This is a genomic window from Paenibacillus sp. FSL P4-0127 (genome assembly GCF_038007325.1).
Taxonomy (GTDB): Bacteria; Bacillota; Bacilli; order Paenibacillales; family Paenibacillaceae; genus Fontibacillus; species Fontibacillus macerans.
In genome coordinates, this window is record NZ_JBBOWY010000001.1 from 5,214,453 (window position 1) to 5,226,552 (window position 12,100).

At 49.9% G+C, this 12,100-nt stretch carries 9 protein-coding genes; 2 read left to right on the forward strand and 7 right to left on the reverse strand.

All coding sequences use genetic code 11. The annotated features are described in order from the left end of the window. Positions 1-17: 17 nt before the first annotated feature. Positions 18-1,505: a sulfatase-like hydrolase/transferase gene (locus tag NYE74_RS23330; protein WP_051985534.1), complete on the reverse strand. Its 1,488-nt coding sequence runs from the start codon at positions 1,503-1,505 to the stop codon at positions 18-20. A gap of 217 nt (positions 1,506-1,722) precedes the next feature. Between NYE74_RS23330 and NYE74_RS23335 the strand changes: the two genes are divergently transcribed. Next, on the forward strand, positions 1,723-2,541 hold the full coding sequence (locus tag NYE74_RS23335; RefSeq protein ID WP_082207835.1) for an SIS domain-containing protein: 819 nt from the start codon (positions 1,723-1,725) through the stop codon (positions 2,539-2,541). Between the two features lie 57 nt (positions 2,542-2,598). Here the strand turns inward: NYE74_RS23335 and NYE74_RS23340 are convergent, their stop codons facing one another. The 6 genes from NYE74_RS23340 to NYE74_RS23365 all read right to left on the reverse strand — a co-directional run bounded on the left by NYE74_RS23340 (position 2,599) and on the right by NYE74_RS23365 (position 10,464). Continuing rightward, complete coding sequence (locus NYE74_RS23340) at positions 2,599-3,309, reverse strand: N-acetylmannosamine-6-phosphate 2-epimerase (protein ID WP_036628376.1); 711 nt, start codon at positions 3,307-3,309, stop codon at positions 2,599-2,601. A 5-nt stretch (positions 3,310-3,314) separates the two neighbouring features. Next, a complete protein-coding gene (locus tag NYE74_RS23345) occupies positions 3,315-4,883 on the reverse strand; it encodes a PTS transporter subunit EIIC (RefSeq protein ID WP_341005191.1) in 1,569 nt (522 codons plus the stop codon). Between the two features lie 189 nt (positions 4,884-5,072). Then, positions 5,073-5,714: a beta-phosphoglucomutase gene (pgmB, locus tag NYE74_RS23350; RefSeq protein WP_341005192.1), complete on the reverse strand. Its 642-nt coding sequence runs from the start codon at positions 5,712-5,714 to the stop codon at positions 5,073-5,075. A 101-nt stretch (positions 5,715-5,815) separates the two neighbouring features. After that, entirely contained in the window at positions 5,816-7,522 is a 1,707-nt protein-coding gene (locus tag NYE74_RS23355) for a glycoside hydrolase family 3 protein (protein WP_341005193.1), read from the reverse strand. 50 nt (positions 7,523-7,572) lie between these two features. Beyond that, positions 7,573-9,027: a sulfatase gene (locus NYE74_RS23360; protein ID WP_213509998.1), complete on the reverse strand. Its 1,455-nt coding sequence runs from the start codon at positions 9,025-9,027 to the stop codon at positions 7,573-7,575. A gap of 69 nt (positions 9,028-9,096) precedes the next feature. Next, on the reverse strand, positions 9,097-10,464 hold the full coding sequence (locus tag NYE74_RS23365) for an MFS transporter (protein ID WP_051985536.1): 1,368 nt from the start codon (positions 10,462-10,464) through the stop codon (positions 9,097-9,099). Between the two features lie 589 nt (positions 10,465-11,053). On the opposite strand from NYE74_RS23365, the gene NYE74_RS23370 reads away from it, so the two are divergent. Further along, complete coding sequence (locus NYE74_RS23370) at positions 11,054-12,091, forward strand: LacI family DNA-binding transcriptional regulator (protein ID WP_170179956.1); 1,038 nt, start codon at positions 11,054-11,056, stop codon at positions 12,089-12,091. Positions 12,092-12,100: the final 9 nt, after the last annotated feature.

A 12,100-nucleotide genomic window follows, 5' to 3' on the forward strand; every position in this document is an offset into this window, starting at 1 on the left:
TTTAAACCTCCCGCTTATTATCGAATTCCGCGCTGCAACAGTAAATCGCGGTTGCTTAAAATACCGCAGTTGTCTTGAACGGGTTTATATGCGAATGATTTGGATGGTTTTCCTATAAGCTTCCCGCCTTCCAACCACTCAACATCATTGCCATATAAATGCGATATTAAAATTTCCGTCAGTTCTGCTTTTACGTTCTCATACTGGGCGTTACCGGAGAGATCCACCATTTCTTGGGGATCATGGACCAAATCAAACAACTGAAACTGATTCCCGACAGCATAGTAAATGAGTTTAAATTGTTCCGTACGGATCATCCTCGTGGCTCTGTCATCTTCCCATAGTTCTCCGTAGACGTAATCTCTCTTGTTCTTTTTATTCACCAGGGATATACCTTCTACCGTTTCAGGTATGGGGAGAGCGCACATATCAAGCAATGTAGGCATAATATCTTTCAGTTCCACCAATCGGTCATCGGTGGTATTAAATCCCCAGTCTCCACGATCTATGGCAGGCACGATGATTAAAGGAACTTTAGCGGCATCTTCATAAAAGAGATTTTTTCCCCATAGATTGTGATTGCCCAGCATCTCTCCATGATCGGATGTAATGACAATGATCGTGTTGTCGAGAATTTTCTCATCCCTAAGCGTCCCGATGATCGACCTAATGGAATAATCTATATGGGTACAGGAGGCATAGAAACCCTTTCTGGCTTTGCGAAGTGAATTTTCCGTTTTAATGTCGTATAGACTGCTGTAATACTTCACAGGATACGGGACGGATTCCGCATCCTTCGCCCAATCGCCGATATAGGGGCGCTCAATATCCACATCGTTGTACATATCCATAAAAACTTGGGGAGGAACAACCGGCGGATGCGGTGCCGTGAAACCACAGTACAAAAAAGCAGGTTTCGTCGGGTCTCTGCGGATAATTTGTTCGCACATTTGCCTGGATGTCCAGCTCGTCTGGTGCAACTCCTCCGGCAAGTGCCATGGTCTTGTTATATAATTGTTGTTTGACATGCCATGGGCAAAATCCAATCCTGCATATCCCTCTCTGTTGATAAAACGGGTATAATCATCCTCCCTCATCTCATGGGGAAAGTTAACCTTCCTCCCTTCTTCATTTAAAATGACATCATCGAATCCGATCCGCGCTCTTTGCGGATACACATGCAATTTTCCGACGGCATACGTTTGATAGCCGTTGTTGTTGAAAACTTCGGGAAGCGTAGGAACATCCGGCATTTTTAGAAATTCATTAAACGTCCTGTCCCCATGCGTTCTTGAACCTGTTCCCGTCATGATCTCCCGCCGGGCCGGAATACAAACCGGCGTCGGACTGTATGCGTTACCAAAAATCACGCCGACTTTGGCCAACTCATCAAGTGTAGGCGAAAAAAAGTCGTCTCTGCCTTGACTCCCCAATAAACTTCCCGGCCACTGATCCACCGTGATCAATAAAACATTTTTCTTTGTATTACTGCTGTGTTCTCCCACTTTATGTCCTCCTCCAAAATCTAACCGCAAAATTTCAATCCGATAAACGTAACATCAGCCGGTAACAACCACCTCCTTATATTTGTATGATCAATTTATATATTGGTATGATGAATTTTATTATATAGGATCTTTGCGGATGCTTCAATCCTTTTTATTCTGTTTTGTTTTCACGGAAACCTACTGTTAAAATGGATCATATACCATCCTAATAGAAATGAGGCTTTTTGTGATGTCGTCCAGTGTCATTGACATACTGCAGCTTGAATATCAACGATTTTCAGCCAAGGAAAAAGAGATTGCCGATTACGTGATACGCAATCGGCAATCCATTAACAATATCAATATTAAGGATTTGGCCTCGTATACAAATGCTTCAACGTCAACAATTACCCGTTTTTGCAAGAAAGTGGGCTGCGACACTTTTGTCGATTTCAAAATTCTGCTGAACCGGGAAGCACAAAAGCCTCGCAATGATACGGATATTTTTGTCAAAACGCAAAATCTGTACAATGACATCGTAAATGCGACGGCCGAAATGCTGGATACCGGAAGAATTGAAGAAGTGGTTGAACTGATTAAGAAATCCCGCAGAATCTATGTTTACGGTTTGGGCAGTTCCGGCCTCTCCGCCCTGGAATTTAAATACAGACTAACCCGGATGAATCTTGTGGCCGATGCTGTTACGGATTCACATATGATGACGATGAGCGCCTCCCTTCTCGGGAAAAATGATGTTGTGATTGGATTGTCCAACTCGGGACGTACGACAGAGGTAAGCCATGCTTTGGGTCAGGCCAAAAAAAGAGGCGCCAAAGTCATCGGAATCACCAACTTTGACCATACCCCCCTCTCCGAAGTTTCGGATATTTGTCTATTCACGCCGGATATTGGACGATCGGGAGACGTGAATTTCATCAACAGCCAGCTCGCCATCATTTATATTTTGGACGTTATGTCTCTTCTCTTGCTTGAAGACGAAAATTTAATGAAAGCACGGCAGCAAACACTGCAGGCGCTTTATTCAGCGGAATAAGAACGAGCGAGCATTGGCAGAAATCCGGCCGCCGATACTCGCTCTTTTGCAAAAATATTATTTTGTCCGGTGCTGTAATTTTGCAATCTCCGATACAAAGCGTTCCGTAATCTGCTGCGGACGGGTGATGGCTCCGCCAACGACAACGCAGTATACTCCTGCTTTCAGGCAGCTTGCCGCCATCTCCGGCGTCATGATGTTTCCTTCCGCCACAACCGGAGTCTTCACATGGGACACGATATCTTTTAATATGGCAAAATCATGATCGTACAGTTTACTTCCGGCCGTCTCCTCTGTATAACCGACTAAAGTCGTAGATATCAATTCAAAACCAAGTTGTTCCGCATTCACCGCTTCAGCTGTTGCCGAGATATCTGCCATCAACAGCAGCCGAGGATATTTACGGCGGATCTCGCCGACAAACTCCTTCAATGTCCTGCCGTCCGGTCTTGGCCGGAGCGTTGCATCCAAGGCTACGATCTCCGCCCCGGCTTCGGCTAATTCGTCTATTTCACGCATCGTCGGTGTGATGAACACCGGATTGGTTCCATAGTTTCTTTTTACAATTCCGATGACGGGCAGATCAACCTGCTCTTTAATTTCTTTGATATCTATTGCCGTGTTGGCCCGAATCCCAATGGCCCCGCCTGCTTTGGCCGCTACCGCCATTCGGCCCATGATATACGGACTGTGAAGGGGTTCATGCTCCAATGCCTGACACGATACAACGAGACCGCCTTTTAATCCTAGTCTTTCCAGATCATTCATTGCCATTACTCCGTTTCCAAATATTCTTCAATTTCATTCTTGATTACCGTGACCTGAGGTCCGTAAATCACCTGCACTCCGTTCCCGACAAATACAACACCTTTAGCTCCTGTAGCTGCAAATGCGTCCTTTTGCACCTTATCCTTATCGATGACCGTAACCCGCAGCCGCGTAGCGCAGCAATCCAGGTCCGTAATATTTTCCGTACCGCCAAGCGCCTTCAATATGGCAGCCGATCTGGATTCTCCGGGCGGCGATGAAGTACCGCCGTTCCCTGGAGCTGCTGCCTCCGAATCAGCCACTGCTTCATCTTCACGCCCCAACGTTTTCAGATTCAGTTTAACGATCAAAATCCGGAACGTGAAATAATACAGGAGGAACCATATTACACCGAAGATCGGCACCAGGATCCAGTTGGTTTTCCCATTGCCCTGGAGAATTCCGAACAGGATAAAGTCAATCAATCCGCCGGAGAACGTCTGGCCGATGGTAATTTCGAAAATGTGCGCCAGCATAAAAGCAAACCCGTCAAATGCGGCATGAATCACGTACAGGACGGGAGCTACAAACAAGAAAGAGAATTCCAAAGGCTCTGTAATCCCTGTTAAAAATGAAGTGAGCGCGGCAGACAGCATCAATCCGCCAACCACTTTTTTACGTTCAGGTTTAGCCGTATGGTAAATGGCCAGCGCGGCACCCAATAAACCGAACATCATCGTGATAAACCGGCCTGACATGAATCTGGATGTCCCGATAAAGTATTTCCCGGTTGCGGGATCGCCCAATTGCGCAAAAAAGATATTCTGCGTTCCTTCGTATACTTTGCCCGCTACTTCCATGGTTCCTCCCAAACCGGTTTGCCAGAAGGGAAGGTAGAAAATATGATGCAACCCCAGAGGCCCCAGCATACGCAAGAAAAATCCGTAAAACAGCGTCCCGATATAACCGGTTTTGTCGACCAGACTGCCGAGGCTAGCTATACCGGTTTGGATTGTCGGCCAGACCAAAAATAAGGCAATGCCGATGAAGATGGCCGCAAACGACGAAACGATCGGAATAAACCGGGAACCGCCGAAAAAGCCAAGAAACTGGGGAAGCTCGATTTTATTGTACCGGTTATGCAGCCACGCCGTGACCAATCCGACAACAATTCCTCCCAAAACCCCTGTCTGTAAGGTTTGAATTCCCAGCACCATGCCCTGGCCCGCACCTGCCAGGTTGTCTGCGGCAAGCTTCCCGGTATTGATCAACATCGCATGGATCGAGGCATTCATCACCAGATAGGACAGCCCCGCTGCCAGTCCCGCTGTTCCTTTATCCGCTCTTGCCATCCCCACGGCTACGCCGATGGCGAAGATCAAAGCGAGATTATCGAACACAATGCTTCCGGCGCTGCTCATCACGGTAAAAATCTGCTGCAGCCAGATGATTTGCAGAAGCGGATAGGAGCTGATCGTATTTGGATTCGATAATGCGCCGCCGATGCCTAACAAAAGACCTGCAGCTGGCAGTACCGCAATGGGAAGCATGAAGGATTTACCGAATTTTTGCGCCTTCTCAAAGTATCGTTTCATGAGCGACCACTCCTCTAAATCTATTTTCATTCTTATGATAAATATGAAAATAATTTTCGTCAAGAAAAATATAAATCGCTTTCATGGCGTGTAATATATTACGTTACTTCTCAAACTATAGTCCAAAAAAACTAAAAGATGCCCGAGGCGCTGTACAAGCGTCCTCTGGCATCATTTTTTGCACTCTATTTACACGATCAGCAACAAATCTTCGATCTTCGTCAATGAATAATCCGCTTCGTGGCAGCTTCGCGCCTCGCCGATGGCCGCTGCCGCCATGCCGCCGCGTTTGGCCGCGATGATTCCTGCCTCCGCGTCCTCAACGACAAGGCATTCTGCGGGCGGAACGCCCAGCTTGCCGGCCGCCAGCAGGAACACCTCCGGGTCCGGTTTGCTGTTTTTGATCCCGTTTCCGTCCGCCACCGCGTCGAAATAACCGGACAAGCCGATCCGCTCCAAAATGATAGGCGTATTTTTGCTGGACGAACCGATGGCGATTTTGTATCCCCGCTCGCGGAGAACGGACAGAGTATCCGCCACCCCCGGCAGCATGTCACCATCGGTCAGGTTGCCCAGCAAACCGCGGTAAACCTCGTTTTTCCGCTCGGCCAGCTCCAGCTTCTCCACCGGCGTATAACGCTTGCTTGCTTTCTCTAAGATAATCTCCAAACTTTCCATGCGGCTGACGCCGCGCAGCCGGTGATTGATTTGCTCGTTGAATGCGATCCCCTCCTGCCGGGCCAGCTCGGACCACGCCTGAAAGTGATAATGATCCGTCGAGACGATCACCCCGTCCAAATCGAAAATGACCGCCTGATACCGCCGATTCATGCTTCTCCCTCCTCCTGCTCCGCTTTCTCTCTTGATTCCTGCAGCTCTATCATCTCCGCAGCGAATTGCGGCAGCTTCCTGTCGCGATAGCCTGATCCTGCTTACAATCTGGCGTCCCACAGGCCGCAAAACGCATCGACCGGGCTTGTCCCTTTGAACTCCGACCGGCCCATCAGCTTGTCGAGCAGCGCCTGCAGCACATTGTCGTTCGAATTGTAGGCGTTAATATAGGTTTTTACCCGCGGCACGTCCAACAGGTGGTACGGATTCTCGACCGAAAGGAATAGCGTCGGAATGGTGGTCATAAAGGTCGGGACGTTGGCGCCCATCGGCTGCTTCCATTCGATGCGGACCACCGTCTGATTGCTTTTGGTCACCATATTGGCCAAATAGATGATCAGATCGTATTTGCCGAGCACTTCGCTTTGCGCCGACATCATGCCTTCAAACCCGGGATTCACCTCGAACGTGGTCACCTCGAAGCCTTCGTTCTTCAGCTTCTCCTTGAACAGTTCGGCGGCCCCGACGCGCGCGCTGTACGCCACTCCCTGTTGGGATTCAATATCATAGAAAAGGACGCGTTTGTATTTGTCGGGATGAATCGGCAGCACTCCGGGTTCTTCTTTGACCAAGGTGACCGCCTTATCCGCGCACTCCACCGACCATTGCCGGTGTTCCTCCGCGCCCAGCACCTTGAGCGCTTCCTCCAGCTTGGGCGCGAGCGTCCCCTCCGCCTGCTTGCGGTGCAGCTTCAAGGCCGCTTTCAGCCCCAAAATCCGGGTCAGCGCTTCATTCAAGCGCTCTTCGGTGATGATCCCGTCCTCGATGCCCTGCTTCATATAGCTGAAATCCTCTTCCAGACTGCGGCAGAACAGGAACATATCGCAGCCCGCGGCGATTGCCCGCGGAACGGCTTGCGATCTTGGCATCGAAATCATCATTCCCGCCATCGTTGAAGCATCCGTCACCACCAGACCGTTAAAGCCGAGCCGTTCTTTCAGCAGCTTCGTCACCAATTCGTAGGATAAAGAGGCCGGCAAAATCTCCTCATCTTTTAGTGCCGGATTAAGCCTCCGGCTGTAGGCCGGCTGCAGGATATGACCGACCATCACCGTCATCGCGCCTTCCTCGATGCAGGCCTTGTACACGGCGCCGTAGGTGGCGTCCCATTCTTCGCAGGATAAGGAATTGATGCTTTCCACCAGATGCTGGTCGCGCTCGTCGACCCCGTCGCCCGGGAAGTGCTTGATGGAAGCCGCGACGCCGTTTTGCTGCACGCCTTTCACATACTGGATGCCCATGCGGCGGACCCGCTCCGGATCGGAGCCGAATGTGCGCGTATTGGTAATCGGATTGCGGAAATTGTAATCGATGTCGATGATCGGCGCAAATGCCCAGTTGCAGCCGACCGCCGCGCCTTCGCGGCCGCAGACAACGCCGAGCTTGTAGGCCATGTCGTCGTCATCGGTGGCGGCCACCTGCATCACCGATCCGACGGTGGTGCCCTCTTCGGCAATGCCGGAGCCGCCCTTCTCCAAATTGGCCGCGATCAGCATTGGAATTTTGGCGTTCCGCTGCAGCGTTTGCACCGTATTCAGAATATCCCGCGCCGGCATGGGCCGGCACATCAAACCCCCGGCCTTGTATTCCGCCGCCAGCCGCTTCAAATATTCTTCTTCATCGGAATAGCCAACCAGGCAAAACAGCTGCCCGACCTTCTCGTCCAGCGTCATGCCGGCAAGCGTCCGCTCCACCCAATCGATATCTTCAGCGGACAAATTAAACGGTTTGGCTTTCAAATCAACCATGTTTCTCAGCTCCTCAAGAAATAAAATTTTTCGTGCATCTGCCCACCGGGCTATATTCCTAACCGCACATACTGTTCGGCCGGCGCTTCGTTCGCCTCCATTCGCTCCTTGAGCAGGCCGATCATTTTTTGTTCCAACTCCGGATCCTGAATAGGCTGCTGCTGCAAAGGATCTGCCTCCGTATCGAACAGAAGCGTGCCGAAGGAATGCCAATGCCCGGAACCGGAAGCTTTTATTTTCAGCGTCTGCAGTCCTTTGGTAAACGAAAAAGGCTCCTGCAGGCTCAGCTCCTGCAGCTCCTCAACCGAAAACCGGCTGCGCATATGCGTCGGCATGAGCGTATAGTTGTACAGCGGCGAATTGTCCTTGGACACCGGCGCCCGCATATAAACGTAACGTCCATCGGTCACATTCACATGCCCGCCGTGGATCCCGTACAATGCCGCATTCCGGATCGGCCGGTCCTGATCGATCGTATCCTTCAGATCCTGTCCCTGCATATCCGGCGGAACATCCAGACCGAAGTACTTCAGCAGCGTCGGAGCCATGTCGATCATCTGCACCAGGCTGTTCCTCCGCTCCCCGCGCTTCCGGCTGCGCGGATCCCAAATAAACAACGGCATATGCGCGATCTCATGGTAAAAAGGCATGATCGATTTGGCCCACCAGTCATGTTCTCCCAGCAAATAGCCGTGATCGGTGTTGACGATCAGCATCGTGTCCTTCCACAAATCAAGTTCATCCATGGTATCCAGCACTTTGCCCAAATAATGATCGCACATGCTAAGCAAAGCCGCATACTCGTACCGTACGTGATCGATTTCTTCCTTCGTCTCCCGCACCGGGCCGTAAGGCGGCCAATCGAAATGCTTGCCGTTGTACTCGTGCGGATACAAATCACGGTACTTTTGCGGGGCGAAAAACGGCTCATGCGGGTCAAAGGTTTCGATTTGCAGGAACCAGCGATCCTGGCCGCAGTTTTGCCGGATAAACTCCAGACCTTTTTCCATCGTTTGCGCCTGCGGAAAATCCTTTTCTTCGCGCATGTACTTCCGGTTAACCCAGTCTTGCCGGACTAAACCGTGCTGCATCCCGAGCATATCCGGCATTTCCGGATCGGCCACCTCGCCTTTCCAGGGATCGCCTTCCTGCCCGCGAATCAGTTCGTACGAACTGTAACGGGGGTGGTATGTGCCTCCTCCGTCTTCCCAATAATGCTGATGATCGGTCACCATATGGGAATAAACACCGTTATTCTTCAGGAGTTCCGGCATCGAGTCGTCGAACGGCTCCATCGGCCCCCAACTGCGGTGAAGAAAATTGTGTCTTCCCGTGTGCAGTTCCCGGCGCGCCGGCATACAGGGCATACTGCCGACATAAGCGTGATCGAAAACTACGGTTTTCTCGGCCAATCTTTGGAAATTGGGGGCATGCACCCAATCGCACCCGTAAGGGGGAAGCATTCTCCGGTTTAACGTGTCAAACATAAGCATAATGGCTTTCATTGCAAAATCCTCTCCTTCCAAAATACATACGAGATATCTATATATTTAAGTTTGTAAGACCAATGGAACCTAAACGGTTACCCCGGAAGCTGGGTCCTCTGGTTGATCCGCTGAAGACGCTTGAAAAACCTCCGGCGGGATATGATAAAATTTCAGCACGATGATCGTGCCGATGTATGCGATCAGCGGTACGCCCGCAAACAGATAAAGAATCGTCCGCAGCACCTCGGGATTTTGCGCCTGCCCGGCCACGTATCCTACGGCGCCTAGAATGAACCCCGCCAGCACACCGCCGATCGCCGATCCCAGCTTATTTACGAATACGCAGGAAGAGGTTACGGTTCCGGCTCCCTGAATGCCCGTTTTCCAAATTCCATACTGAACGCAATCCGGAATCATCGCCCACACGATCGCTCCGGCGAAAGGTCCCAATACCGTCTTTACGACTGTGGCGATAAATAAAGCCGTGACGTTTTCATACGGAGTTATCAAGATGACTGCGGTCGGCACAATGGACGCGAGACTGCCGTACAGAAACACGTTTTTCTTGCCGATCTTTCTCGCGATATACGGTGTAAGGGCATACATAGGCACGGACAAAATTAGCCCCCATAAGGAGATCTGCGAGTACAAGCTGACGTCGTTTACGTTATACTGCCAGAAATACACGGCGACTGAAGCGTTCGTCGTCGTGGCAACCAGGTTCAGGAACATAGAGAACATTAAAATCTGCAGCGGTCTGTTTTTGGCGACAAGGCTTAGCTGTGTTTTGAGCGGTGGATGCAAATGTCCGCTATCCCCGTCCAGGGTATCATAACGTTTGGTACCGCTCGCGCAAATCCAATAGGAAAATAGAGAGATCACCCCAAGGAGGATCGCCGTGATCAGCCAGCCCTGTTGTCCTTTTCCGAAAAAAGCGACCATCGGCAGCACCGCCGCGTTAACGAGGATCTGAGCCGGCAGCGCCATAAATTGCTTGGCGGTGGAAATCGTCGTCGTTTGATTCGGATCCTTGCTCATGACCGCCGTTAAGGAGTGGAACGGAACATTCACAAGGGAGGATACTAACGAGTAGCAGAGATAAGTAAATGCCGCGTAGACGATTTTGCCCGACGGGCTCAAATCCGGAGCCGTAAATAGCAGTATGGTTACGGTCGCCAGCAAAGGAGAACCAAAAATCAGATAAGGGCGATATTTCCCCCATTTCGTTCTCGTACGGTCGGACAGTATTCCTATCATCGGATCGAATATGGCATCAAGCAGCCTGACTCCCAAAAACAGCGACCCGACGGCGGCCGGGGAAACACCGAAGACATCGGTGTAAAAATACATCAAGAAAGACAACTGAAGAAAAAACAGAATATTGGAACCAAACCCGCCCAATGAATATTGAAAAATATTCCCTTTGCTGGCTGTTTGCGGTTTTGTTGCATTCATCGTTTCAACCCCCAAATTTTGGATAGGAATACATTCGTTTCAGTGTTGCCGATTATCCGCTTTGCAATGCGCTTTATGTCGAATCCGGTTTATAGAAGCGCTTCCACATTGGGCTGAACACCTCCTTTCTTTCACACCTGCTATACCATTAATTTTTCCAAACACCTCCTTAAAGCAGGCGTTTCGCGACCTGATCTCAATATAGAAGCGCTTCCACATCAGAAATAACAAAGCGCTTGACAAATAAACATTTCGCTTGTTTCCGAGTTTCCGCTTTCAGGCCATGGCCATGCCTCATTTCAGCCGACAGACAATATAGAAGCGCTTCCACATTTAACGAACCTCATTAGGGTTAATCCGGCTGCCGGATTAATCTATACCCTTTGGTAAAGCGCTTTCCCAGATTATACATGGGAACCGCCTTCTTTTCAATCCAAAAATGATTGCCAAAATATGGTTCACTTGAAAAGACAGCGAATTGACTTAGCTTCGCCCATTATGCTAACTTAAATTCGAGAAGCGCTACCACATCTTTAGTACGGCTCCATTTCTCAAATACATGCAGATTTGCACCTGCGGGGATTTAATGATGAAAGTATCAATATACGATGTAGCCCATTTAGCCGGAGTTTCCATCTCCACGGTCTCCCGCGTATTGAACCGAAGCGGTTATGTGAGCAAAAAAACCGAAAAAAAAGTCATCGACGCGATGAACAAACTGAACTTCGTTCCCAATGTCGTCGCCCAAAATTTGGCCAACAGCGAAACCAAATTAATCGGCCTGTATTTTTCCATGCCCCTTGACTCTACCCGGTCCTTATACAGCACCTATCTGCTGGAGTTCATCAATGGAGTTAACTCCGTCCTGGTTCAGCACGGTTTTCACCTTCTTTTAATCAATGAAACGAACGAAGCCGACCGGATTTTAGCGAATCAAACTCCCCCGCAATATTATGCTTTTATCAAGCAGAAACGGATTGACGGGCTCATTTTGGGAAGCGCCCCTATTGCATGTTCTTCCTTGTTTGAGCTGCTTACCATGCAACTGCCCGTCGTCTATATCGGGGAGAAGCTGTTTGACCAGGCCGGAATGAACGTTTATGCGCGTTATAAGCAGTATCATCGCGAGATACTGGACTATTTTTACGAACGCAACCATAGGAGAATTGCCGTGCTTACGGCGGAAACGGCCCCGATTAAGCCGGTAATCCGCGAGTTTGAAGCAGAGCACAGCGGTGATGATTTGATCGTTAAACACTTTACTTATGCCGGTGATTTGAAATCCTATCTGGAATTAATAGGAACGGTTTTTTCGCAACAAGGCGACAAACCGACCGCTCTACTTCTCGACGATATATCCAAAGCTCAGCAAACGATTAATTTCCTCAATAATTTGGGTCTTGATGTGCCGAACGACGTTTCCCTCATCACCATCGAGCACAGCAAAAACGACGGGAACCAATGCGTTCCCGCCGTGACCAGCGTTTATGTGCCCGTTTATCGGATGGCTGTCGAAGCGGCCACCCTGCTATTCGAATATTTTCAAGGCAATCAGGCGGCCAACCGAGAGGTTATTGTCAACCCTACGATCATCGAACGAAATTCCGTAAAGACATTGACTCTATGAAAGCGGGCT

Bases quoted from the DNA above. Each gene is read 5' to 3' on its own strand.
- NYE74_RS23335 (WP_082207835.1), top strand. From the start codon at position 1,723: ATGAGGCTTTTTGTGATGTCGTCCAGTGTCATTGACATACTGCAGCTT.
- NYE74_RS23340 (WP_036628376.1), bottom strand. From the start codon at position 3,309: ATGAATGATCTGGAAAGACTAGGATTAAAAGGCGGTCTCGTTGTATCG.
- NYE74_RS23345 (WP_341005191.1), bottom strand. From the start codon at position 4,883: ATGAAACGATACTTTGAGAAGGCGCAAAAATTCGGTAAATCCTTCATG.
- pgmB (WP_341005192.1), bottom strand. From the start codon at position 5,714: ATGAATCGGCGGTATCAGGCGGTCATTTTCGATTTGGACGGGGTGATC.
- NYE74_RS23355 (WP_341005193.1), bottom strand. From the start codon at position 7,522: ATGGTTGATTTGAAAGCCAAACCGTTTAATTTGTCCGCTGAAGATATC.
- NYE74_RS23360 (WP_213509998.1), bottom strand. From the start codon at position 9,027: ATGAAAGCCATTATGCTTATGTTTGACACGTTAAACCGGAGAATGCTT.
- NYE74_RS23365 (WP_051985536.1), bottom strand. From the start codon at position 10,464: ATGAATGCAACAAAACCGCAAACAGCCAGCAAAGGGAATATTTTTCAA.
- NYE74_RS23370 (WP_170179956.1), top strand. From the start codon at position 11,054: ATGAAAGTATCAATATACGATGTAGCCCATTTAGCCGGAGTTTCCATC.